25 protein-coding genes are annotated in these 25783 nt (G+C 42.4%); all 25 read right to left on the bottom strand.

Annotation, left to right across the window (positions count from 1 at the left end):
• Positions 1-11: 11 nt before the first annotated feature.
• Entirely contained in the window at positions 12-872 is an 861-nt protein-coding gene (dprA, locus tag HNR53_RS02145; protein WP_184522232.1) for a DNA-processing protein DprA, read from the bottom strand.
• Between the two features lie 138 nt (positions 873-1010).
• Positions 1011-1913 carry a succinate--CoA ligase subunit alpha gene (gene sucD, locus HNR53_RS02140; RefSeq protein ID WP_184522229.1) on the bottom strand — a complete coding sequence of 301 codons (903 nt, stop codon included), beginning with the start codon at positions 1911-1913 and terminating at the stop codon, positions 1011-1013.
• Positions 1914-1928: 15 nt separating this feature from the next.
• On the bottom strand, positions 1929-3089 hold the full coding sequence (sucC, locus tag HNR53_RS02135) for an ADP-forming succinate--CoA ligase subunit beta (protein WP_184522226.1): 1161 nt from the start codon (positions 3087-3089) through the stop codon (positions 1929-1931).
• Positions 3090-3363: 274 nt separating this feature from the next.
• Positions 3364-3654: an EscU/YscU/HrcU family type III secretion system export apparatus switch protein gene (locus HNR53_RS02130; RefSeq protein WP_184522223.1), complete on the bottom strand. Its 291-nt coding sequence runs from the start codon at positions 3652-3654 to the stop codon at positions 3364-3366.
• Positions 3651-5003, bottom strand: a complete 1353-nt coding sequence (locus HNR53_RS02125) for a hypothetical protein (protein ID WP_184522220.1) — start codon at positions 5001-5003, stop codon at positions 3651-3653. Before HNR53_RS02125 ends, HNR53_RS02130 begins: the two co-directional genes overlap by 4 nt.
• A gap of 118 nt (positions 5004-5121) precedes the next feature.
• Positions 5122-5895, bottom strand: coding sequence for a ribonuclease HII (locus HNR53_RS02120; RefSeq protein ID WP_184522762.1), 774 nt, complete (start codon positions 5893-5895; stop codon positions 5122-5124).
• Between the two features lie 103 nt (positions 5896-5998).
• The gene (gene ylqF / locus HNR53_RS02115) at positions 5999-6886 is read right to left on the bottom strand and encodes a ribosome biogenesis GTPase YlqF (protein ID WP_184522216.1); all 888 of its coding nucleotides are present in this window, start codon (positions 6884-6886) and stop codon (positions 5999-6001) included.
• 18 nt (positions 6887-6904) lie between these two features.
• Complete coding sequence (lepB, locus tag HNR53_RS02110) at positions 6905-7435, bottom strand: signal peptidase I (protein ID WP_184522213.1); 531 nt, start codon at positions 7433-7435, stop codon at positions 6905-6907.
• A gap of 141 nt (positions 7436-7576) precedes the next feature.
• Positions 7577-7921 carry a 50S ribosomal protein L19 gene (gene rplS, locus HNR53_RS02105; RefSeq protein WP_184522210.1) on the bottom strand — a complete coding sequence of 115 codons (345 nt, stop codon included), beginning with the start codon at positions 7919-7921 and terminating at the stop codon, positions 7577-7579.
• A gap of 133 nt (positions 7922-8054) precedes the next feature.
• Positions 8055-8795 (bottom strand): tRNA (guanosine(37)-N1)-methyltransferase TrmD, encoded by a 741-nt coding sequence (gene trmD / locus HNR53_RS02100; RefSeq protein ID WP_184522759.1) that lies wholly within the window; start codon positions 8793-8795, stop codon positions 8055-8057.
• Positions 8795-9313 (bottom strand): ribosome maturation factor RimM, encoded by a 519-nt coding sequence (gene rimM / locus HNR53_RS02095; RefSeq protein WP_184522207.1) that lies wholly within the window; start codon positions 9311-9313, stop codon positions 8795-8797. Before rimM ends, trmD begins: the two co-directional genes overlap by 1 nt.
• Positions 9314-9327: 14 nt before the next feature.
• The gene (locus tag HNR53_RS02090) at positions 9328-9714 is read right to left on the bottom strand and encodes a YlqD family protein (RefSeq protein ID WP_184522204.1); all 387 of its coding nucleotides are present in this window, start codon (positions 9712-9714) and stop codon (positions 9328-9330) included.
• A 167-nt stretch (positions 9715-9881) separates the two neighbouring features.
• Positions 9882-10115 carry a KH domain-containing protein gene (locus HNR53_RS02085; RefSeq protein ID WP_184522201.1) on the bottom strand — a complete coding sequence of 78 codons (234 nt, stop codon included), beginning with the start codon at positions 10113-10115 and terminating at the stop codon, positions 9882-9884.
• An 8-nt stretch (positions 10116-10123) separates the two neighbouring features.
• Positions 10124-10396, bottom strand: a complete 273-nt coding sequence (gene rpsP / locus HNR53_RS02080) for a 30S ribosomal protein S16 (RefSeq protein ID WP_184522198.1) — start codon at positions 10394-10396, stop codon at positions 10124-10126.
• A gap of 133 nt (positions 10397-10529) precedes the next feature.
• A complete protein-coding gene (gene ffh / locus HNR53_RS02075) occupies positions 10530-11882 on the bottom strand; it encodes a signal recognition particle protein (RefSeq protein ID WP_184522195.1) in 1353 nt (450 codons plus the stop codon).
• A gap of 13 nt (positions 11883-11895) precedes the next feature.
• The gene (locus HNR53_RS02070; protein WP_184522757.1) at positions 11896-12228 is read right to left on the bottom strand and encodes a putative DNA-binding protein; all 333 of its coding nucleotides are present in this window, start codon (positions 12226-12228) and stop codon (positions 11896-11898) included.
• Positions 12229-12394: 166 nt separating this feature from the next.
• Positions 12395-15199 carry a VWA domain-containing protein gene (locus tag HNR53_RS02065; protein ID WP_184522192.1) on the bottom strand — a complete coding sequence of 935 codons (2805 nt, stop codon included), beginning with the start codon at positions 15197-15199 and terminating at the stop codon, positions 12395-12397.
• Entirely contained in the window at positions 15183-16946 is a 1764-nt protein-coding gene (locus tag HNR53_RS02060; RefSeq protein WP_221452175.1) for a vWA domain-containing protein, read from the bottom strand. Before HNR53_RS02060 ends, HNR53_RS02065 begins: the two co-directional genes overlap by 17 nt.
• A gap of 4 nt (positions 16947-16950) precedes the next feature.
• A complete protein-coding gene (locus HNR53_RS02055; protein WP_184522189.1) occupies positions 16951-17817 on the bottom strand; it encodes a DUF58 domain-containing protein in 867 nt (288 codons plus the stop codon).
• Positions 17814-18824 (bottom strand): AAA family ATPase, encoded by a 1011-nt coding sequence (locus tag HNR53_RS02050; RefSeq protein ID WP_377802079.1) that lies wholly within the window; start codon positions 18822-18824, stop codon positions 17814-17816. The genes HNR53_RS02055 and HNR53_RS02050 overlap by 4 nt, the downstream gene beginning before the upstream one ends.
• A gap of 13 nt (positions 18825-18837) precedes the next feature.
• On the bottom strand, positions 18838-20400 hold the full coding sequence (locus HNR53_RS02045) for a hypothetical protein (RefSeq protein WP_184522183.1): 1563 nt from the start codon (positions 20398-20400) through the stop codon (positions 18838-18840).
• Positions 20401-20415: 15 nt separating this feature from the next.
• Complete coding sequence (locus HNR53_RS02040) at positions 20416-21252, bottom strand: ABC transporter permease (RefSeq protein WP_184522180.1); 837 nt, start codon at positions 21250-21252, stop codon at positions 20416-20418.
• Positions 21249-22184: an ABC transporter ATP-binding protein gene (locus tag HNR53_RS02035; RefSeq protein WP_184522177.1), complete on the bottom strand. Its 936-nt coding sequence runs from the start codon at positions 22182-22184 to the stop codon at positions 21249-21251. Before HNR53_RS02035 ends, HNR53_RS02040 begins: the two co-directional genes overlap by 4 nt.
• Positions 22181-24580, bottom strand: coding sequence for a hypothetical protein (locus HNR53_RS02030; protein WP_184522174.1), 2400 nt, complete (start codon positions 24578-24580; stop codon positions 22181-22183). The genes HNR53_RS02035 and HNR53_RS02030 overlap by 4 nt, the downstream gene beginning before the upstream one ends.
• Positions 24581-24776: 196 nt before the next feature.
• Positions 24777-25763 carry a signal recognition particle-docking protein FtsY gene (gene ftsY / locus HNR53_RS02025; RefSeq protein WP_184522753.1) on the bottom strand — a complete coding sequence of 329 codons (987 nt, stop codon included), beginning with the start codon at positions 25761-25763 and terminating at the stop codon, positions 24777-24779.
• Between the last annotated feature and the right edge of the window lie 20 nt (positions 25764-25783).

Below are 25783 nucleotides of genomic sequence, written 5' to 3'. Positions count from 1 at the left end.
ACATTCTCTGCTTAAATTATTTCATCCAAGATGTCTTGTGCAGAGATGATCAGTTTTGCCCCCTGTTGAATGAGTTCATTGGTTCCAGTTGAGTGCGGACCAAGAATATGTCCCGGTACGGCGAACACATCCCTTCCTTCCTGCACCGCATAATTAGCCGTTATCAGGGAGCCGCTCTTTTGTTTTGCCTCGACAACTAGGGTGCCTTGACATAGACCCGCAATGATCCGATTACGCAACGGAAAATGCCATTTCTGTGGTCTCATGAAAAATGGATATTCGGTCAGGACGAGATGATCCTTCATCATTACATTTGCCAGCAGGACATTTTCTTTTGGATACAGATGATTAAATCCCCCTGCTATGACACCAATGGTTTTCCCGCCATACTGTATCGCAGTCTGATGAGCATACGCATCAATCCCCGCCGCCAGTCCGCTTACAATGACAATCTGACTTCCGATTAAACGAGGAAACAATTGTTCTATTGCCTTTTTTCCATATGCCGTTGCCTGCCTGGAACCAACGACAGCAAGCAGATGCTTAGTCTTTAGCAGTCCCAAATCTCCCTTGGCATAAAGGACCCACGGCGGCATAGATGTTTCCCGCAGCATAACAGGGTATTCCTGATCAAAAATAGTGACACACGAGATGCCGTTTTGTTCATATAGTTTGAGTGTATGGATAAGTGATGGAGAATGGAAATCCTTTAGAATGGCATTGGCTGCTGGGGAAGGGATAAAGTCTTTCAGGCGCTGTTCATCGTACAGGGAGATTAATTGCGGATCTTTTTTTAGAATTGAAAGTATGTGTTTCCAGCTTGCTCCGGGACAATGATGAAGAAGAACAAGCCTTTTCTTAAAATCATTCATCGTATACCTCCTCTAAATGACGAAGCGATTTATTATTATGATACTATAATAACATGAAAATAAAGAAAAAAATCGCAGAATAATAAACACGGAAAATAGTCCCTCTTTTAGGAGGGACTATCTACTATTAGCACAGTATTAGTGTGTCTTACATTTTTCGTAAAGACCTTTTTCCTTTAACACTTCGATCAATGTTTCTCCCATGACTGAAGGTGTTTCAGCAACTTTAATTCCGCATTCATTCATAACACGGATCTTTTCATCTGCCGTTCCTTTTCCTCCGGAAATGATGGCGCCTGCATGACCCATACGTTTCCCTGGTGGTGCTGTACGACCGCCGATAAATCCTACAACCGGCTTTGTCATGTTTGCTTTTACCCATTCTGCCGCTTCTTCCTCAGCTGTTCCGCCAATTTCACCGATCATAATCACTGCTTCAGTTTCTGGATCTTCATTGAAAGCTTTTAATACATCGATAAAGTTTGTCCCATTGACAGGGTCTCCGCCAATTCCCACAGCCGTTGTCTGACCGACTCCTGCTTGTGTCAGCTGATGAACCGCTTCATACGTTAATGTACCAGAACGGGATACTACACCGACATGGCCTTTTGTATGAATATAACCCGGCATAATACCGATTTTGCACTCATCTGCTGAAATGACTCCAGGGCAGTTTGGTCCGACAAGACGAGTTTCCTTGCCTTCCATATAACGTTTCACTTTTACCATATCCAATACAGGAATATGTTCTGTAATACAAATGACCAATTCCAGCTCAGCATCCACTGCCTCAACAATGGCATCAGCTGCAAATGGAGCAGGAACATAAATAACAGATGCAGTGGCACCAGTAGCATCTACCGCTTCTTTAACCGTGTTAAATACCGGCACGCCTTCTACTTCTTGTCCGCCTTTACCGGGAGTAGTTCCCCCAACAATTTTTGTACCATATTCTAACATTTGCTTTGTATGGAAAAGGGCCGTTGAACCGGTTATCCCTTGAACGATTACTTTCGTGTCTTTATTAATAAATACGCTCACAATAATTCTCCTTTCTTATTTCACTAACGAAACAATTTTTTGGGCACCGTCAGCCATGGATTCAGCTGCAACAAGATTTAAACCTGACTCGCGTAAAATTTGCTTACCTAAGTCAACATTTGTTCCTTCCAAACGGACAACAAGCGGAATTTGCAAGCCAACTTGTTTCGCAGCTTCCACAACACCTGCTGCAATAACGTCACACTTCATAATGCCGCCAAAGATATTAACGAAAATACCTTTTACATTTGGATCTGCAAGGATAATCTTGAATGCTTCTGTAACTTTTTCAGCTGTTGCACCGCCCCCGACATCAAGGAAGTTAGCCGGTTCACCGCCGTAATATTTAATAATATCCATTGTAGACATGGCAAGTCCTGCACCGTTTACCATACAACCGATATTTCCGTCTAATGCTACATAGCTTAGATCATATTTGGATGCTTCGATTTCTTTTGGATCCTCTTCTTCCAAATCGCGATATTCTAAAACGTCCTTTTGACGGTATAACGCATTGGAATCGAAATTTAATTTAGCATCCAAAGCCATTACTTTTCCATCACCTGTTACTACAAGCGGATTGATTTCTGCAATTGAACAGTCTTTTTCAATATATGCATTGTAAAGTCCGATCATAAACTTTACAGCTTGATTCACTAATTCAGTCGGTATATTAATATTAAAGGCAATTCTGCGTGCCTGATATGGCATAAGACCAACAACTGGATCAACTTCTTCTTTAAAAATTTTCTCCGGTGTTTTTGCTGCCACTTCTTCAATCTCTGTTCCGCCTTCTTCAGATGCCATCAACACAACACGTGAAGTTGCGCGGTCTAATACTAGTCCAACATAATATTCTTTCTTTATGTCGCAGCCTTCTTCAATTAACAAACGTTTAACTTCTTTTCCTTCAGGACCTGTTTGGTGTGTAACAAGCGTTTTACCAAGAATTTCATTCGCATATGTACGGACTTCATCCAAGTTCTTCGCTACTTTTACCCCGCCGGCTTTTCCACGCCCCCCAGCGTGAATTTGTGCTTTGACAACACAAACACTTGAACCTAGTTCTTTTGCCGCTTCAACAGCTTCATCCACTGTAAAAGCAACCTTGCCATTTGGTACCGATACCCCATACTTTCTGAGGATCTCTTTTCCTTGGTACTCATGAATATTCATTTCCCATCCTCCTAATCTAACCTAATAAGAAAACATTACCCTTTAAATAGCAGAATACTCCCTAATCCAGAAAATTTCTACTAAAATAAAAATTGCACTGATTTCATTTTATAGAATGAAATGATACTTGTCTACTATAATGATAAAAAATTTACAACGTTTTTCAAATATTCTAACAAAAGTAATTTTTGTTATTTATTTATTTGCCCATTCTTTACTATTTTGCGAAAGCATCATCCAAAAAAAACAAAAAAAAGATAAGACACGCATGACCTTATCTTCCTGTATTCTTCGCTTCTTTGTCTGTCCGGTAAATAAAGGCAAATACTTCAGCCACGGCCTGATATAATTCTTCCGGAATCCTCTCATTGATATTTAATTTTCCCAGCAGTTCCACGAGTGTCGGATCTTCCTGAATCGGCACTTGATGCTCTTTCGCTGCAGCGATTATTTTTTCAGCAATGAAACCTTTCCCTTTTGCCTTAACTATCGGGGCATCTGCTAACTTTTCATTATAGCTTAGAGCAATAGCCGTTTTTCTTTGTTCATTTTGTTTGTCTGTCATATCCTGATATCCACTCCTGAATAATACCCTTGATCAAATATCGCTGCACCATGCTGCTTTGCGGCAGTTTTGATTTCATCTTCTGCCTGTCTGGTAAACTGCACGGCAGAAAGTGTAAAGTTCAGCGTTTCCAGGTTCTCCTTTAACCCTTCAATAAAAGGTGCAGCAAGATGCTTCAACTGCTCATGCTCATTTATTACCCGAAGCCTTATGATCCGGTTCTGCACCTGCATATCGACAATCGTTTCCTGTAAATACTGAAGTTCGATGTAAAATAATATGCGGCAATAAGCCGGATCAATTTGTCCATTCTCTTGTCTTTTTCCGCTCCATTGCATCGTTAAATCAACCATTTTTTGTCCAAGCATGATCGGAAGTTGCAGCGCAAATTGCTGGATCGGTCCTGACTCTGTCCCTAACAGTTGAATTCCGGTTATTTTATTCAATACGTTTTCGGCCGCTTCCTGCACGGGACCTGCCGGACTTCCCATGAGGTAATCGATTAATAATGGTTTAAGTGATTCACGACTGATCTCCTGACCTTCTTGCGGAGATTTTAGAACATGTACAAGCTCCTGTTCATATGCAAGCCCCATTTGTTGCATCATTTCTTTCAGATATTGCACAAACACTGGGCGGTCACTTAAGGTCTGGCCTGATTGAACGGGAAATGATCCAGATAAATCTTCTCGATTCATTTGCACACCGGGCAGAACAGGGTCATCCGAAACCTTTCCAAATAGATTTTGCAAAAAGCGTAAGAGCTTCTCCCCTTCTTCTGTATAAGTGTGAGTCTCCAAAAGACTGCGCAGTGTTTCAATACTTTTAGATAATGATTCATTATTTAAAGCACTGAGTACAGCCTGAAACGAGGTTTTTGTCAGCGGCAGCCCTTTATTTAACAACAGCTTTACAGCCTCTGTTTCGGCAGATTTGAGGCTGAGAGCTTGTAAGTCGCCTGCCAGCTGGAAGATCTCCTTATGAATGGGAAGTTGTTCCTTGAGCAAGAAACGGATTAACGATTGATTCTCCGCTGTTTGAGGAAGTGATAATTGCTTTAATAGTGCATCATGGGGGTTGGCTCTTAAGTTCTCTGTGGCATTCACCAGCACTTTTAAGCGAGGTTTCCCGTCTCCGGGCATTACTTGAAACCAATATGGTTTTCCGGCTTCTAACGGCGCCTCTAATTGGGCAATTATTTTCTGTGCCCCTATCTGCAACGCAGCTAAATTATCGGGGAAAAGCTTTATTATTTTCCCTGTAAACACTTGTCCCGGACGAAATGAGAGTGCTTTAATCTGCGGCGTATTGCCCTCATGTAAAATATGATTTAGAAATAATGGTTTCATCTTCATTCACCTTCATGGATGCCGGCTTCATTGCCTGTAATACTTTCATCATAGCAAAAAGTGTTCAATCCTAAAAATATTTTCTCCAGAGGCGATAGGCACAGGAAGCTAAAACACTTTAACTTCCTATATAATCCTTTACAGGGGCAAAAGTTTTCCGATGAATGGGTGTTATTCCATGTGCCGCTATACTTTCAAGATGCTCTTTTGTCCCGTAACCGGCATTGCGGGCAAAGCCATACTGCGGATAGCGTTTCTCATAGTCCTTCATCATCCTGTCCCGTGTGACCTTTGCAATGATCGATGCAGCCGCAATGGAAACACTGAGGCTGTCCCCCTTAATAATCGCATCAAACGGATAGGGGGTATGTAATTTGACCGCATCAATGAGAAGAAAATCCGGTTTTGGTTCAAGCTGCTGGATCGCCTCAAGCATGGCCTTTTTCGCTGCTTCAAAAATATTAATCTTGTCAATTTCATCGTTATCAATGATGCCAATACCAATGGCTTCAGCTTTCTCCTGAATTTCAAGGAAAAACCGCTCCCGGAGATTTTCACTTAATTTTTTTGAATCGTCTATTCCCGGCAAATAAAAGTCTTCCGGGAGAATGACAGCGGCAGCTACGACCGGTCCTGCCAGAGGTCCTCTGCCAACTTCATCAATTCCCGCGATTAATTTAAAGCCCTGGTTATGATACTTTTGTTCATAGACTGTCATATCCATGAACCTTTCATGTTTCTTATTCATTTCTTCCTGTTTATGTATCCACCGCTTTAAAGCCTTCTGAACACCTTTACGCTCATCAGCTGCAAACTGCTGATACAATGGATCATCCTGATGATGAATGGTTTCAAGCTTTTCTTCAATTTCTTTCACGGTCCATTTCAAAATAAAAACCTCTTTTCCATCTCGCAGCATTTTTTCGATCCCTATCAGTGTAAAAAAAACAAGACCTTTCGTCTATGAAAAGTCTCATTTCTTATATCTGGTAAAATTAGTTACTTTTTATTTCCTCTGCTGGAGGCAGATTCGATATCTGTCCGGGCCTTTCAAACGAAAGAGCACCCATTTTTTCTGTGCGGATTTCCCTAATGATCAGTTCGGTGACCTTATCATAATCAATTTCACCTTTGCCCATTAGGCAGCCGCGTCTTTCACCGATGCGATCAAAAAATTCTACGATATCTTCAGGAAAATCTTCCAGCTGAAACCTTTCTTTCAATCGTTCCGGATATCGTACTTTTAAAAATTGCAAACCGTATATGGCTATATCCTGAAGATTCAGGATCGTATCTTTAATCGCACCTGTTAAAGCCAGCTTCAGTCCGACTTCCTGATCTTCAAATTTTGGCCAAAGGATTCCGGGGGTGTCTAATAATTCAAGTTCTTTTCCGACCTTAATCCATTGCTGCGCCTTTGTGACACCAGGCGTATTGCCTGTTTTGGCAATATTCTTTTTCGCAAGACGATTGATTAAAGTCGATTTCCCTACATTAGGAATCCCGACAATCATCGCTCTGATGGCCCGCGGTTTTACCCCCTTGGCTTTCATGCGTTCGAATTTTTCCTTTAATATCTCCTGGGACGCCGATACGATCTCTTTCATTCCAGTCCCGGCATGCGAATTAATCGCTAATGCTTTAATCTCTCTTTCCTTAAAGTACTCAATCCATTCCTTTGTCGTGCTTTTATCCGCCATATCGGCTTTATTCAGCAAGACAAGCCTTGGCTTATGCTGAATGATTTCATCAATCATCGGATTGCGTGACGATAGCGGGATACGAGCATCCACTAATTCAAAGATAATATCAATTAATTTTAGTTTTTCTGAAACTTGTCTTCGGGCCTTCGCCATATGCCCTGGAAACCATTGAATTGTCAAAAGCTTAAACCTCCAACTTTACTTAATAATGCTAACATCCTCCAGCGGCCAATAAATGACTTTGGTTTTACCCAGTACCTTTTCCATCGGAATAGTTCCGATATGGCGGCTGTCTTTACTGAAGCGGCGATTATCTCCCATGACAAACAGTTCGCCTTCAGGAACGGTGATCTTTAATGGTTCTGTCAGCGGTCCATCAATGACTTCCTGTTTATTTTCATCCAAATAGTCTTCTTCATAGGCTTTTCCGTTTACATAAAGTGTATCGTCTTTGTATTCGATTGTTTCACCTGGGAGACCGATCACGCGCTTTATGTAATCTTTATTTTCCGGTGCATGAAAAACAATAATATCAAAGCGTTCCGGTTCACCGATTGTATAGCTGAATTTGTTGACAATCATCCTGTCCTGGTCATGTAATGTCGGCATCATCGACAGCCCGTCCACTACAATTGGAGCAAATAAAAAATAGCGAATCACAACAGCTAGTAGAACAGCAATTAAAAGTGCTTTAATCCATTCCCATAATTCATTTTTTTTCTTTGCCAAATCACATTCCCCTGCCAATCTCAGGTAATTAAAATTTGTATAATGAAGCAAATTTTATTTTACTTTGCGAAAAAAACATAATCAAATACGAGTTTAACTGAAAAAAAGGAGCTTGTAAACCAAGCTCCCTTTTCAACTCTCTTATCGAATTTCTTTGATACGAGCTTTTTTACCGCGCAGGTTACGCAGATAATAAAGTTTCGCACGGCGGACTTTACCACGGCGAATTACTTCAAGCTTCGCAATTTTTGGTGTGTGAACAGGGAAAGTACGCTCAACGCCTACTCCGTAAGAAACTTTACGAACTGTGAAAGTTTCGCTGATTCCACCACCACGACGCTTAATAACAACACCTTCATACATCTGAATACGCTCACGTGTTCCCTCAACAACTTTTACGTGTACACGTACAGTGTCACCAGGACGGAACGCAGGAAGATCTGAACGAAGTTGTTCTTTTGTAATTTCTTCAATTAATTTATGCATCGTTTTCAACTCCTCCCGGATGCTCTTGCACAATCATAATATAAATGCAGCGGAACATCGTTATAAGACAAAACTGGAATACCAGTCTAAGTCACAAAAAATATCTTAACATAAATAGATGAATAATTCAACATTAAATCTTCTCATTTTTAAATTCCTCAAGCCATTTTCGCTGCTCATCCTCTAATGGAAATTCCTCTAATAAATCAGGACGGCGTAAAAACGTTCTGCGAAGCGATTCCTTCGCTCTCCATTCCTCAATGAAACGGTGATTGCCGGAGAGAAGCACATCTGGAACCTTCATTCCTCTAAAATCAGCAGGGCGTGTGTAATGTGGATGCTCCAATAAGCCAGTGCTGAAAGAATCCTTCATATGTGACTGTTCGTTACCTAAAACACCGGGGAGCAGGCGGACGACGCTGTCTATGACGACCATCGCCCCTAGTTCTCCTCCTGTTAACACAAAATCCCCAATAGAGATTTCATCTGTTACAACATGCTCTCTGATCCTCTCATCGTAGCCTTCATAGTGGCCGCAAATAAAAATCAAATGATCCTCTCGTGCCAGTTCCTCGGCTTTTCTTTGATTATACCGTTCACCCTGCGGGCACATGAGAATCACACGCGGTCTCTTTGCTTCGGATTTGTCCGTGATATCTCTCACCGCATCAAAAATGGGCTGCGGCTTTAACACCATCCCTGCACCGCCGCCGTATGGGTAATCATCAACGGTTTGGTGCTTATTATCGGCGTATTCCCGGAAATTAATAACCCGATAGGAGGCGGCATTTGTTTCTTCCGCTCTTTTCAAAATGGAATGCCCGAATACACCTGGAAACATTTCCGGAAAAAGGGTCAGTACATCAATTTTCATCATGAGAGCAATCCTTCAATCGGTGTTATCGTAATTTTCTTGTTTTCGATATCAATTTCTGTTACGACATCAGCTATATAAGGGATGTATTGCTCTTTGCCGCCACTGCCTTTTACAACCCAAACATCGTTCGCTCCAGGTGTGAGGATTTCCTTTACCTTACCAATTTCCACACCTTCATCCGTGAATACGGTACAGCCGATAATTTCATGAAAATAAAATTCATCTTCATCAAGCTGGCCCAGCTGGCTTTCAGGAACCTTTAAAATGCCGCCTTTAAATGGTTCAATTTGATTAATATTGTCATAACCTGCAAAAGTCAGCAAATCGAAGTTTTTATGGACCCGGTGCGACTGGACCGTTAATGGTACGGGCTCTTTACGATCCGGCATAAACAAAAATAAAGTATTCCCCTTTTTATAACGTTCTTCAGGAAAATCCGTTTTGGAAATGACACGGACTTCCCCCCTGATTCCATGTGTATTTACAATTTTCCCAACATTAAACCACTTTTCCATCTAGACTATCACCTCTAGCGTATTTCTTGCACAATATCGTCCTTTATGACAATCGTCCGTCCTTTTGTTATGTCGCTCCAGCTTGCACCTATTTCGACATCCACTATCGCCTGGACTTCTTTTTCCTTTAATTCGCTTCCTAACGGTAGCATATGTAATTGTTCCAGTTGAAAATCAATGAGTTTTATTTTCTCTTGTCTTCTCTGAATTTCCTGCTCAAATTGCCGCTTGAGACTTTGCTGCTGGAACCTCTTCTCTTTTTCCAGTTTCTTGAGTTCAAAACGAAGCTGTTCACTTTCTTTTTGCAGCTGGAGCCTGTTCGTATGATATTTATCTTGAAGTTCACCTTTGCTTTTTTCTGTTAATACTTGTTTGACCACCACAGATTGCAGTAATTTCATTCAAGAGCCTCCTATCATACTTGATTACATTGCTTTGTTAAAAATAAATGTATTTGAAGGGACACTTTTTATTCAATATCTTTTTATTCATCTTCTTAATAAAGAAAGCGCAAGCGCCTGAGTGAGGCACTTGCGCTTTGCTATTGTCTTCGCTTCAGCTTTTTCACTCATTCACTGATTTCAAGAAAAGTTTTCTTCTTCTGTGATGAGCTTGCTGCGGCATAAACAACTGTTCGTAACGCTTTGGCAACGCGTCCCTGCTTTCCAATCACTTTTCCCATATCAGACTTATTGACGGAAAGCTGATAGGTAATGCGGGTTTCCTCTTCATGAACATTTACTTGAACATCATCCGGAAAATCAACGAGGGACTTTACAATTGTTTCAATCAGATCCTTCATCAGATCAATTATTTACCGTTTTTAATGTTATGGAATTTCTCCATAATTCCTTGTTGAGAGAATAGGTTACGAACCGTATCAGATGGTTTTGCACCATTTTGTAACCATTTTAATGCAAGTTCTTCGTTAATTTTTACTTCTGCTGGTTGTACAACCGGATTGTATGTTCCAACTGTTTCAATTTGACGTCCATCACGAGGAGAACGAGAATCTGCTACAACAATACGATAGAAAGGAGATTTTTTAGCTCCCATACGCTTTAAACGAATTTTTACTGCCATTATTAATTGCACCTCCGAATAGTTTCACACAAGATAGTATAATATCAATTGTTAAATGTTTTGTAAAGTGTTTTTTCTTGTCAGGCAAAAAATGATCCTCTGCCTGACCCGTTTTTCTGAGCGAAAAACTTGATTAGAATGGTTTAAACGGCAGTTTGAAACCGCCTTTTTTCTTTCCTTTTTGCTGCATGCCAACCATTTGTTTCATCATTTTTTTCATATCTTCAAATTGTTTTAAGAGCCGGTTAACCTCTTGGATAGATGTACCGCTGCCTTTAGCAATCCGCTTTCTCCTGCTCGCATTAATCGTTTCCGGGTGAACCTTTTCAACTTTTGTCATGGACTTAATGATCGCTTCAACATGGGATATTTGTTTATCATCTATTTGCAGATTATCCAGACCTTTAATCTTGTTTGCACCGGGCATCATTTTTAGCAGCTCATCAAGCGGTCCCATATTGCGGACCTGTCCCAGCTGTTCGAGAAAATCATCAAAGGTAAACGAAGCCGAACGCATTTTCTGCTCCAATTCTTTCGCTTTCTCTTCATCTACATTTGCCTGTGCTTTTTCAATTAAGGTAAGTACATCACCCATGCCAAGGATCCTTGAAGCCATTCTTTCTGGATGAAATGGCTCAAGAGCATCCATTTTCTCCCCAAGTCCGACAAATTTAATCGGCGTATTCGTTACAGAACGAATCGATAAGGCTGCTCCTCCGCGGGTATCGCCATCAAGTTTTGTCAAAACAACACCGGTTAAGCCCAGCTGTTCATTAAAACTGGAGGCCACATTTACGGCATCCTGACCAGTCATTGCATCAACGACAAGGAAAATTTCATCCGGATTTGTCAGCTCTTTTATTTGCTTCAGTTCATCCATCAGTGCTTCGTCAACATGAAGACGCCCGGCGGTATCAATCAGTACGTAATCATGATGGTCGGCTTTTGCTTTTTCAATCGCCTGTTTAGCAATTTCTACAGGGCTCACCTTGTCTCCAAGGGAGAAAACAGACATACTCAATTGTTTCCCAAGTGTCTCAAGCTGTTTGATCGCTGCAGGACGATAGATATCGGCAGCCACAAGCAACGGATTCCGGTTATGCTTCTTCCGCAGCAGGTTCGCTAATTTACCAGTGGTCGTCGTTTTACCTGCTCCTTGGAGACCAACCATCATAATGACCGTTGGCGGACGGCTTGCCACAGCAATTTTGCTTTGTTCGCCGCCCATCAACTCTGTTAATTCTTCCTTAACGACCTTAATGACCTGCTGCCCCGGAGTTAAGCTTTTCATGACTTCCTGTCCAACAGAGCGTTCACTTACTTTTTTGACAAATTCCTTTACCACTTTAAAGTTAACGTCTGCTTCTAAAAGCGCTAACCTTACCTCACGCATCATTTCTTTAACGTCAGCTTCTGATACTTTTCCTTTACCGCGAATCTTTTGAATCGTGTTTTGCAGTCGGTCGGCCAAACCTTCAAATGCCATGCAGACTAGCCCCCTAATCTAATTTCTCAAGCTCGGCAACCATTTCCAGCAGAGTTTGCTGCAATGGAGTCCCCTCTTTCAGCAGCTCCTTCATTTCTTGAATCAGCTTGCTCCGCTCTTGAAATTTTTCAAATAATAATAGCTTTTCCTCATATTCTTCGAGCATTGCCTCTGTCCGTTTAATGTTATCGTATACAGCCTGACGGCTAACATTGTATTCTTCTGCAATTTCGCCTAGGGAAAAGTCGTCCAAATAATAAAGCGCCATATAGCTGCGCTGCTTTGGCGTCAACAACGATTGGTAAAAATCATATAAATAATTCATTCTCGTTGTTTTTTCAAGCATCCGCGCCAGTCCTTTCCCCGATGTTAAGTGAAAAGCCTTTACAAACAACAGTCTACACACATATCTATAAGATGTCAAGAAAAGACCTTTACAACAGCATTTTTAACTGATTGGCATCTATTTCAGGCAAAAAGTAAGACAGATAAAATGCAGCGAATTTGGAGCGTTATTTATTCTTTCTGTTTTTGGCTTCAAGGAGACGTCTCATTCTTTCTTCCTTTTCAGCCTCTGTTATATTTCCTTCACCATTGGACTGTTTCATTTTATCCACTTTCGTTCTGTTCATTTTTTCTTCTGTTTCCGGCTTGTTTTCTTGCGTGATTTTTCTTTGCACAACAAGCTTGTTCTTCGCTCTCGTTTTCAACTTCTCCACTTTAACGATTTTTTCTAAGGTGGTATCAGAATGTTCGTTTCTTATTTTATTTCTGATATCTAAGCGGGTCCAATGTGCAAGTCTTTTCAGCCCAAAGCGGCGCAGGGCAATTTCGCTAAAAAACAAGAGAAAAGCAGCAAGGATGAGCCATTGGCTGAGCGATTGTTTATGATAAGAGGAATACGGCAGCGGTCGAAAGGCATCCTTTTCTTGCTGCAATACTTTTCCCTTTCCGCGGTCCGCCAGTTCTGCGATTCTTTTTTCATCATGACCAGTAGTCAAATATTCACTCGAATATGGAACCGTAAATCCAGTTTGATAATTGTTCACATCACCTGTTTCTGTTGTTTCATTCACCGAAAGAAAATACATGCCTGCATTGTCCGGAATATCCGTTTCATACGTCCCGGGTCCAGTAATCTTTGTATTGGTTTCAAGCCTTTTCCCCTTGTCAGTTACGAGGGATACATCAAGCGGCAATGTGCTCCCGCCAGCTGATTTTATCACTAAGACTGTATTCCCATCCTCCTTATGAAGTGAAATATCATATGGGGAACTATCATATTTAGGCAATGATTTAGTTATCATTTGATTAATGAATTGCGGCCACTTGGACCATGCCGCCCAGTCACCTGACCATTTACCGGAAAAGTCCGAAGTAAATGCCATCGTATAGCCCATTCCATACTGCCATTCCGCTAAAACCGGGTCTTTCTTTTCACTTAGGACCGGCACAGCCGCCCTTGGTTTCGCCGTTGTGGCAATATAAGCATTCATCTGTGGAACGCCTTCCTGAAACATCCGCCAATCAGTAGAGGTCTGAATTCCCGGGTAAAATGGATGGTCTTCAATATAGGTTCTCGAGGCCATAACCGTTTCTCTTGATAAAATACTTGGAATGACGGAGGAATCCGTCACATCATAGTATCTCCCTCCGCCGTTTTCAGCTAATTGCTCCAGTAAAGCATGGTCGGCATCTCCTCCAAGGGCGACAGTTGATAAAGTAATATTTTCTGTCTTGCCCTCTTCTGTTAAAAGATCATAATTGTGATTCAGCGCAGATTGCCCGTCTGTCAGCAAAATAATATGCTTTCGCTGCAGCTTTAAATCTTTAAGCTCTTCATAGGCTAACTCCAGTGAAGAATAAATTTCAGTTCCGCCTCCAGGCGATACTTTTTGGATTTTATCTATGACCTCGTCTTTGTCTTTAAGAGGAGCAGTCTCTACCACTTTCCATGGCCCGCTGTCAAAAGCGATAAATCCGAGGGTATCTTCTTCACGAAGCAGCGATACAGATCTGGCTGCCGCTTCTTTTGCCAATGCTAATTTATTCCCTGCCATACTTCCGGAGCGATCCATAACGAGGATCAGTCCCAGTGAGGGCATTTCATTTTTCCCTTTTATATCCATATCTACCGGAAGTAATTTTTCAATTGGCGTTTTGAAATAACCGCCGAGCCCAAAGCTCTCTTCTCCCCCAGCCATAATAAATCCTGTGCCAAATTCTTTTACCGCCTGTTCGATTAAGTTCATTTGTGTTTCCTTTATTACTGTTGCCGGAACATTATTAAAGATGATGGACTGATAGGCTAGATAACCAGATAATGTCGTTGGGAGCTGTTCAGGTCCACGCTGCTCGACAGCAAATCCTGATTGCTGCAAAATCGGCACGATACTGCCTGAATTGTCTACTTCAACTGTCAAAATCTTCGGCGTGCCTTTTACATTTGCGACGGAATAGAGGACATTATTTTCCAAGAATCGATCCTCTTCAGGGATGATTTCTGCTTTATAAATCAGTAAACCGCTCTCCTCAACGTGATGTAAAAAATCAAACTCATTCCGTCCTTCTTTCACGTTGATCGTTTTCTTTAAAATTTCTCTATTATTTACGGAAATCCGAACAGCCGCCTTTTTCGCAGAAGTGCTGTTTATCGTTAACGCGAGGCGGGTTTTTTCTCCCGCAAATAGCACAGGGGGGACCGTCAATTCTTCGAGTGAAAGATCATCAGCATGTACTTGTTCCACCACCACTGTATCCAGTTGAATATGACGGCTTTTTAAAATTTCTATCGCTTCGTTAGCGGAACCAGCTGTTTCATTTCCGTCCGTAAAAAGGACAATACGCCCTCCGGAGTCATTAGGAATAAGCGCAGAGGCAAAGGTCAAAGCTTCCTCTATATTGGTTTCACTTTGCTCTGTCTCGGTATGAAAGTCGCTGAGCGGTTCGTTAGTCTTTTTTAACGACCGCTCTATCGCCGTATCTTTCCCGAATGCTGCAACGGCATAAGTATCCTCTATATCTTTTTCTGATGCACTTTTTTCAATCCAATCCAGGATCTTTGCTTCAGAGCCTTGTACGCTTGCTGAACGGTCGACTAAAAAGATGACATGATCCTCTTTTGCCGGAAATAAGATTTGCGGCACCGTTAAAGCGAAAACCAAGACAAGAAATAATAGACCGCGCAAGAGAGCCGTAAACTTCACCTCTGCTGTCCATTTTTTTATCGAAATGGCCTGCTTCATATATAGATAGATAAACCATCCTGCCGGCAGGAGCAAAAGCAGCATGAGGGGATATTTAAGTTCTAAACCCACGACGATACACCTCCCATTCAACCGCCATGACCAAAAAGGCCAGAAATGCAAGAATTAGAATAAGAGAATCATTGTACTGCTGCCCTGCTTCTTTTTCTCCGCCTTTTTGTTCATCTATGGTAAAGGATGCAGCAACGGCAGGTACTTTTTCTCTCTCATCAAGCAAAACAGAGAAATAAAAGATCTCCTCACCACTAACGGCTTGGTAAATCCCTGGAAATGCCGGTGCAGTCATCGGCTCCTTCTCCGTATCAATCGAATCTAAATTTTCATCCTTGTCATTGTAGATGCCTAAAACATGTCCAGGACTGCTGGAATGCATCCATTTTTCCTCACCTGGATTAAAGTAACCAAGAAATCCCGACTGGTTCGCCAGCCATTGATAACTATTATATAAAAAAACCGGAAAATCAGGATGAAGCGGCCAGTCACTGTCCGCTATTGAAAAGTTCACCATAATCACAGGCTGTCCATTGAGAATTCCCCTTTGAATAAGCGGCTGGCTGCCGCTGGACAGAACCGTCTCCAGCCCATTTTCAACCAATGTTTTTTTTCCATGGCTGATAAACATCTTTTCCGGATGTACATATGCAAAAATTGGATCCTGCTTCGTGATAAGCGGTTCAGTCAGTTCAATCCTCTCATTCGCATTAAATACAATAGCAGGCATATTAGGAAGTGCCCCGACTTCCGCTCCTTCCATCATTACAATGCCAGTTTCCTTCTCTATTCTCACTTCGTCGCTTTGAATCAGTTCAACGCCAATCGTTTCAAAACCTTTTATGACAAATGGATTCACTTCCCCTGCCGCATACATTTTCGGTGATGGATCACTGTACACACTAGCTGCCTTGTTATCAACCGTATATCCGTCGTTTACTGCAAGCGAGGCTTCGTAATAAGGTTTCGCAGGAAGATCTGAAAACGATACAACCATTGAATCCTTCTTTTCGACTTTAACCTCTTTTGTCACCACACTTTTCTTTTCGGCCTTGATCGTAATGGCTATGTTTTTTTCCTTATCTGTTTGATTATCAATAACAGCAACTGCGTGGATCTGTCCATTAACCTGTCCTACACCGAATGATGCGAGCGAAATATTTTCTAGTTTTTTGCCGATATTATGTACCTCTATATCGTGATCATATTGCTTCACCATGTCCTTAGTTAGCTTATCGGAAAAGATATACCAAGAAGTATCTGACTGTGATGAAACAGATTCTGCCAGATTTAAGGCCTTCTTGATATTTTCATGATCATAGGTCAACTGCAGTTCATCTATCGCCTGCAAAACCATTCTTTTGCGATTTTCACGGTTTAATAGTATTTCAGGCTTTTGTCCTGCTTTGATCAGTGTGACTTCCTGACCTTGCAGTGCTTTCGCCAGGTCCTTCACTTCCTGCTTCGCCCGTTCAAAACGAGTCATATCTCTATCATCCGCTGACATCGTGGCAGACGTATCCATAATAAAGACGATATGTTCACCCTTTAAACGATCCTCAGAGAAGCTCGGCTGGGTGAGAGCGAACATTAACAATAGCAGCGCGAGGATTTGCAGCCAAAATAGTAGATTTTGCTGCAGCCTTTTCAAAAATGGCGAAGCCTGCCATTCATTCATCACTTCCCGCCACAGCATATTCGAAGGAATCAATTTCTCCTCATACTGCTTGCGGAAAAAGTAGAAAAAGACAACAGCAGCGATAAACAGGACCAGCAGGAAGGATAGCGGATTTAATAATTGGATCATGTTCTCACCTCACCAATCCTTTTGCCGGCAGATCATGTAAAAAATAAGTTTGCAAATCTTGTTTCTCCGACAATAGTAAATATTGCCCTCCATAGCATCGGCAAAGGGTTTCCAACTGCCCGTTCTGTTTTTTTAATCTTGATTCATATTCCGTTTTAATCGCCTGGTTCATACTGACATTGACATACTCTTCTGTTTCGCTGTCAATCAACCGCATATCTTGAGAATAATCCGGCTCCAGCTCTTCAGCACTTAATACTTGAAAAAACCAAATTTCTTGTTTTAATGATTGAAGCTTTTTGAACAAACCTTCCATCTTTTCGAATGGCTCCATTCCATCACTTATGATGATGGCAAGCTGACTGTTTTTTACGAGAAGAGAAGCTAGATGCTCACTAAATTCTCCCGTCCTTGACACATCCTCGAGCGTCATAATATCCTGAAAGATCGATTTTGCATATAAGGCACCTTTTCTTCTAATCGGCAGCATTGTATTGCTCGAAACAGGGAAAAATAGCAGCTTGTCGCCGCTGTTTAATATAATAAAACTAAAATAAGCAGCGAGCCGTTTTGCTGCACTCCATTTACCGGGGAGAATACGCATCGAGGAAGTGCAATCAAGATAAATAGAGACCGAGATATCCTGCTCATCGAGAAAACGTTTAATATAGTGCTTCTGCGTCCGTCCATAAATATTCCAATCAATCTGCCTTACATCATCCCCCGGCTGGTACAAGCGAAAATCAGAGAATTCAAGTGATGAACCAAATGTATTTGCTTTCCGCTGTCCTTTCTGTATGCCCCTTCTCTTATCTTTGACAAGCAGTTTCCGCCGCTGCAGTTTACCTAGAAAGTGCTGCGATCCATTCATCGTATACTCCCCGAGCCCTGTCCGCTTACCTTATCCAGAACCTCGGTAATGATTGTATCCGCTGTGATCCCTGCTGCCTCCCCTTCAAAGTTCAACAGGATGCGGTGGCGCAATACGGGGAGAGATGCCTGCTTTAAATCTCCTGTTGAAATATGATACCTTCCGTTCATAAGGGCACGGGCTTTAGCCATACTAATTAAGCTTTGCAGACCGCGGGGACCGCTGCCATACTGGACATGTTTTTGTACAGACTCAGGTGCTTCCTCCCCATCCGGATGTGTCGCAGAAATAATCCTGACGGCGAAATCAAGCAGTTCCTCTGATACGAGTATTCCTCTTGTCAAATCCTGTAAAGCCAAGACATCCTCTTTTGCTGCTGCTTTCGCTACTTGGACCTTTTTCTTTCCCGTGGTACGGAGAACAATTTCCTTTAATTCTTCATGTGAAGGATAGCGAACAAGAATTTTACATAAAAAACGGTCCATTTGCGCTTCCGGGAGCGGGTAGGTTCCTTCCATGTCAATGGGATTCTGTGTAGCTAAAACAAAAAACGGACTTTCCATCTTTTTTGTATCTCCCATTATCGTTACCGTCTTCTCACCCATCGCCTCAAGCAAAGCACTCTGTGTCTTTGGAGTGGCCCGGTTAATTTCATCAGCAAGGACAATATGGGAAAATAACGGGCCTTTATGGAACACAAAATTCTGCCTGCCTTGATCATCAGGCTGCAGCAGCATTGTTCCTGTGATATCGGATGGCATCAAGTCCGGTGTAAATTGAATCCGGGAAAAACTCAAGTCTAGACATTCAGAAATGGTCCGAATCAGCATCGTCTTTCCCAGCCCAGGAAGACCTTCTAACAAAACGTGCCCGCCCGAAAAAACACTCCAAAGGACGACATCAATCACCTCTTCTTGACCAACGATGAATGAGGAGATTTCCTCCTTTACCCTGGCAATGATCTTTGCTGCCTGGAGGAATTGCTGTTCCAGTTCCTGCGCCTTCATTTCTTCCATGTTTTCACTCTCCATTTGGATCGATATTTGTAAAGTAGTTTTGCACAATTTTTTCCAAGTTTGCCGGCAGCTTGTATCGGTCGGAACTTTCCCGGTAGGACTCCTCATACTCACCGTATACCTCTTCATAAGGACGAACTGTCCCTTTCATAACAGGACCGCTCCCTTCTGTCTGCTCCGCTGCCGCTCCTTCACCGAGCTGTCCGCCGTCGATTTCCCTGTTTTCTTTTCCAGTGGTTTTTTCCGGAATCGTCAAAAACCCTCTTGGACCTTCACCAAGACCTGCGCCGCTTCCATTCCCGCTCCCTGTGCCGCCTCCTCCAGAACCAGCCCCTGAACCAGAGCCGCTGCCTGACCCATTTCCTGATCCAGTGCCATTTCCGGCTGCATTGCTGCCTGACTGATTCGCCCCTGTGGAACTCTTTCCTTGTGATGAGACCGAGTTTTCTACTCCAGTCTGTCCGTTGCCGTTTGACTTATTTCCCGATGGTTTGCCTCCATTCCCCGAGGAAAATGCCAGTTTCTCAGGTGGGGTACCATTTGCTGCTAATTGCTGTTGCAAAGCTTGCCCGCTGCTTTCTATAGCCGTTTTAGCTCTTGCAAGATCTGCCAATATGTCCTCTGACTGGAGCGCTTCTTCTATCGTTTTTACGATTCGCTCCAATTCTTCAGCTGACAGCTGCTGTTCCTGACCTGTAAATGATTGCATGGCCTCTTTCTGTTTTTCCGGGAGTTTCTCCCATTGTCCATTCAACTTAGCCAATTCTTTCTCAATTTTCCTCAGGTCCTTTTTCGCTAATAATTCCGCTAATTGGTTTATTCCAGATTCATTTAATGAATCCTGCCAGTCTTTCAAGACTTCCTGTTTCTCTTTCTCCTTCAACACCTTTAATTCCAGCTCTTTCATTTGTTTGGCTAAATTCGTAAGCGCCTCTTCTGCTGTCTTACTTTGTGCCACTTTTTCCTTCGCTTCCTCCAAGCTTTTTTTCACACCCTCATCCTTTTCCTGCTTCAGCTTCTCCTTCAGCTCTTTTTCTGCCTTGTTGACCAGTTTAATATCATTTTCCCTCTTTTTCGCCAAGTCACTGTTTTCATTAGGGAGGATGAAAAGAATTGCACATCCGGCAAATAATAAAGCACTCCATAGAAGCATGCGCTTTTCCAGGTGTTTTTTTCTTCGCTGCAGCACTTCCTCCTGTTTTCGTTTCATATGCTTAACGGCATCCTGCAGCTGTAATGTTTCCATCAAGCCACCCTTGCCGATAAATGAATAAGCCGTCACCACCCGGTCATCCGCAACAAATCGATTAAAAAGCAGTACCGCATCATAATCGTCCGGACGTTTCCTCCATATTCTAAAGAGCAGAAGCCCCATCAGGGCCGCTGCTCCAAGGATACTGTAATGCAAGGGAAAGGGAATGACGATGATCCGCGACAACAGAAGAATGCATGCCAGCCATACACCAAGAAACAGAAAATACAACTGGAACTCACAAACGAAAAGCGCAGTCCACAGCTGCTTTCGCACCGGTTTCAATAATTGCAGGAATGCCACTTTTTCTTCCATGTTCATCACCCGCTATCATTTCATATTTGGTCGAAGCTTCTTGATACTCCAAACTATCGCGGCAAAAAAGAGGATGATATAGGATATTAAAAAAGATCCCCAAAGCGGAAATTCAATTCCTGTCATCCGGCTGAATTCTTCCATATAATCCGGCTGCATTAAACTAAATAAAATAATGGGTGGATTCAGCATCGCTGCAAAATAAGGCGCAGGATTTACCGCGGGTGTGTTACCAGGGATTCCCTGTATATAGGATGTTAAAATTAACGTGATAAACGCTGTACCCCCTGCAAGAAATAAGGTCACGCCATAAGCAGTCACAATGGATACGATCGTTTTCCGGATCAAAGTTGATAGCAGCACACCGACAGCCCCATAGACGATAATTGTAAACATATACAAGGCAAGATTTTGCAGCACCTGTCCCGGTGAAATACCGCCATATAAAAAGACAATGCTATAAAGCGGAAGACTGGCAATAATAAGGAGTAATAAATAAGAAACAGACGAAACCAGCTTGCTCATAATAATGCTGGTTGACGACTGGGTAGTCGTTAACAAAATGTTAAGCGTCTGTCTCTCCCTTTCACTGCTAATCACTCCTGCAGTCAGACCGGGAGTGATAAACAAAATTAATGCCAGCTGCATAAAGGACATTATCATAAACAATTCGCGGCTTTGATTTGGTTTAAAAAAGCCTTGCAGACTTGTCATCGATTGAATGAAAATAAAACCAACGATAATCAGGGCGATCGCCAGCAGATAAAACAGCAGCCCAAGAAAGCTTTTCGGCGAGCGAAAGCGCAGCATGAATTCCTTATTGAGGACAGGATTCATCATCATATGCTTCATGTCAGATCAGCCTCCTTTGTAATCTCCATAAATACATCCTCTAAATCGGTCTCAACTTCTGAAAAGCTGATAATCGGCAAATCATGCAGCATTGCCCTTTTCAGCAGCATGCTTTGCTCTTCTTTTGTTCCCTTATAGATAAATTGCAGTGACATATGGTCCTCTAAAATCTTTAAATCTAGTACATTGGGATCGTCCTCAAATAATGCCAGACACTTTTCTACGTCCTGATACATTTTAACGATGAGCAATTTTTCTCCCTTCAGCCGCTCCTGTATTTCATGGACTGTCCCGGAAGCTGTCAGCTTGCCTCCGTTAATAATCCCAATCGAATCACACATTTCCGCTAGTTCCGGCAAAATATGCGAAGATATCAAAATCGTTTTTCCCATCGTCTTCAATTCTTTTAATATTTCTCTCATTTCTACCCGTGCCCGCGGGTCCAACCCTGACGCAGGCTCGTCCAAGATAAGGACTTCCGGGTCATGGATCAAGCAGCGGGCAAGACATAAACGCTGCTTCATCCCTCTGGAAAGAACATCCACATAGTCATCTTTTTTGTGAGACAGATTCACAAGCTCAAGCAGCTGCGGAATCAATTTATCTCTTTCTCTTACCGGAATCCCGTAGCTCGCACCATAGAAATGCAAATATTCTACCGCCCGTAATTGATCATAAACACCAAAGAAATCCGGCATATAGCCAATCTGTCTGCGCACCATTTTTGGCTCACGCGCGATATTAAACCCGTTTATCGTTGCAGTGCCTGATGTCGGGGCTAACAAGGTAGCCAGGATTGAAAAGGTGGTAGACTTTCCGGCCCCATTCTGCCCGACGAAGCCGAACACCGTTCCTTTATTAATATGCAAATTCAGTGAATCCAGCGCTGTAAATCGACCGTATCGCTTCGTTAAATCCTGAATCTCAATCATGGCAGTACCTCCCCTTTTATGGTGATATCCGGCAGAATCACAAATGGATCGCCGCCATTGTTTTGTTTGGTGATTTTGAGCATGATTTTCCCATCTTCCGCCATAAACTCTTCCGCCTGCTCCGCGGCTGTTATTTTTACTGTCGTCTTTTCAATCGGGACATACTCTGCTGTTTGATAATTGTACAATTCAAAGCTTGCCTGGCTGCCCTTTGTTCTAATTAGAATTTCCTTTAGCAGGAGAGGTTTGACAGCTGCTGCTTTAGGTAATTGCAATACATACTCATATTGACCCTCTTCAAGCAGGATTTCATCTGCAACTGGGGTCTTTTCAATAATTCTGCCATTGATCACGTTAAAGCTGCTCACTAATCCATCCGTTGTCAGCGTAAAATCCCCTGTTAAGTTCACTTCCGCTTCAAACGGTTCAACAATGAGGTTGTCGTGATGTTTCTTTTCTTTTTCCCCCGTCATATCAAGTGCAATAACCTCATCATTCGTGAAGCCCGCCAGAACAGGGAGACTCCTTGAGTGAATCGATTCACTCAAAAATGTGCCTGCTGCATATTCCAGACGCTCTTTCTTCATGGCTTCCATATCTGTCTTGGTGCCCGGGCCGCCCGGCATCGAGTACCCCCGCGTATTTAATGCCGTTGGCGGCGATAGAATACTTTGTTTTACCTTTTCGTTGACCTTCAGCACTTCCCCTTTTTTTAACGGTCCAAGACTGAGTCTTTCCCTTCCGGTCCAAATGACAATATCATTGAAATCATACGGATATTCGTTCTGGATTGTTCCTTTTAGTACATCGTTAGCAACTGTCAAATTTGTCTGAAAGCTGCCGTCTGATTCTTTCTTTGCATCGCCGTAAAGAGTCCGGGATGACCAATACTCTACATCCTGAAACACTACTTCATATTCCTTGCGTTTTTCCTCAATTACTCCTTCGGCAGAAGGCATCGGCATCATCATATTTGTGCTGGGCAGCGCTTTAAATTGATCTTTAGGTATTTCTAGTGAATAGGTTCCGCTTTTATTTGAAAGCAGGGTAGCAGCCTGATACCCGGTTAAATAGCCTTGATGATTCACATAGATCCCCATCTGATTCAAGCGCGGATTCGCTATCCTGTCTTTAGCGCCAATCCCAAATATAGCAGCGGACATTACAATGCTAAGTGAAGGGATAATCCACCAGGCATGCTCACGCTTATCCAATTTTTTTAAAATAAAATACAGAATAGGAACAAGAATGATAAAATAGCCCAGCAAGAGTCCGACCAGCTGCCAAATGGAAAAGTGCGAGGCAGGGAAATATTCATTTATTTCTGCAAATTCATAATATAAAGCGCCATAAACATCCGGTCCGTATGGTCCCGCCGCAACGGACGGCTTGTCTGCCCCTTGCATGAGCACCTCATAAAACCATTCGCCATAACCCTTCCACGAGGCAAGGGGCTCATCCCCAAGGGAAAATCCGGTTTGCATCACGGTACCCATGCCAAAATTCTTTTTCATCACGGTTGCGATACCGCCGCTCTCGGACACCACCTCAGCATCTTTTTCCACACTGCCAGTAAACACAGTTAATTCGTTAAAAGCAGGGTCCTCTCTATTGCCATCCTTTAGAAACCCTGAATTAACCTGCACTTCAGCATTCATTTTTATCGGCAGCAATTCCGCTAGCTTTCCGAAGGACTGTGCTGCATGAGGAGAACCCCCGGCAATGAATACACCGCCATTATTTACCCATGTCCGGATCGCTTCCTGCTGATCGTCATTAAGCTTGGTCAAGATATAATCATCCACAAGAAGATAATCGATCATTTCCAGCCCGAGAGCCTGTTTAGGTATTTGGCTGTTTTGCAATTCTACAATTTCAATGGGGCGATTATTCATCGTGGAAATTGTTTTTAATTCCTTCAATCTGTCAATATTTCCACTTATGATTCCGATTACTTGTTTATCAAACTCGATATACTTTAACGGCAGCGTTTTATTGCCAGAAAAGCTAACCTCCTTGCCATCCTTCCAATCCCCGCTGTACAAGTGAACAGCAGACTTTTTTTGATACTGTGCCGGATGATCCGGTGTCATTCCCGGAACAGATATAATATAGGTCTTTGTACTGTTCTTCGGAAGATCCAAATGGACTGCAAGTGTTCCTCCCGTATTATGGGAAGGATAATAATCAATCAATAGGTCGCCGTTGAATGACGGACCAGTGTTCTCTACTGTAATTTGCAGTGGAAACCCCCTTCCTGTTTTTACTTTTCCGTCCATTCCTGCTTCCAGTTTTACATTAACTCCAGTTGATTCAGCAAATACAGGCTTCGCAACGAAACAAAAAGCAAAAAACAGTAAGACTAAAACGATGACTCCTTTTATGTACTTCCGCAACTTGAGACTCCCCCTTGCTATGTAATAAAAATATACTTTTTTTCCTTCCACTATATAGACGGGTAAAAAAACACTTTCACCTGCATAATTTAACAAAATTTTTAAAAAAGTATATTTTCCCTCATAATTACATATTTTTCCTGCCAATAACAGTAACAAAAGGCTGACAAAACTGTCAGCCTTTTGAACGTTTTCCCTATGCTTCTTTTTCCACTAAATCGGCAAATAAACCGTAAACATATTTTTCTGCATCAAAGGATTGGAGATCATCCATTTTTTCCCCAAGCCCAACAAATTTGACCGGAATATGCAGCTCGTTGCGAATTGCCAGGACAATTCCGCCTTTTGCCGTTCCATCAAGCTTTGTCAACACAATACCGCTGACGTCTGTAGCATCTTTAAATGTTTTAGCTTGTATCAAGGCATTCTGCCCGGTTGTTGCATCAAGAACAAGCAATACTTCATGCGGAGCCCCTGGTATTTCTCTTTCTATGACCCGCTTAACCTTTTCAAGTTCTTTCATCAGGTTGACTTTATTTTGCAGACGCCCCGCCGTATCGCATAAAAGGATATCCGCTTTGCGTGATTTTGCCGCCTGAATCGCATCAAACATCACTGCTGCCGGATCCGAGCCAGCTCCTTGTTTGATTACTTCAACACCGACACGCTCGCCCCATACTTCTAGTTGTTCGATCGCACCGGCTCTGAACGTATCCCCGGCTGCCATTAACACTTTTTTACCCTCGGATTTAAATTGATGAGCCAGCTTGCCGATTGTCGTTGTCTTCCCTACGCCATTGACACCGACAAATAAAATAACCGTCAAGTCATTTTCCTGAATATTTAACTGCGACGACTGCTCTTCACCGCCTTCATAAATCTCGACCAATTTTTCAGAAATAACACTTTGAACTTCAGCAGGGTCCTGAATATTTTTACGCTTTACTTCCATTTTCAGCTCGTCGATTAAGGTCATAACGGTTTCAAAGCCCACATCCGCCTGAATTAAAATCTCTTCCAATTCTTCAAAAAACTCTTCATCGACCTTACGGTAGCGCGAAACCAGTTCGTTTACTCTGCTTGAAAAACTGTCCCTTGTCTTCGATAATCCATCCTTGAACTTTTCCGTAACAGTATCAGTCTGCTTGGTAATTTTCTCTTTTAATTTTTTAAAAAAGCTCATCATTTCACTTCCTTAATAAA

The sequence above is a fragment of the Bacillus benzoevorans genome (assembly GCF_014207535.1).
In the GTDB taxonomy this organism is placed as follows: Bacteria; Bacillota; Bacilli; order Bacillales; family Cytobacillaceae; genus Bacillus_BD; species Bacillus_BD benzoevorans.
This window is presented reverse-complemented; position numbering and strand designations above follow the sequence as displayed.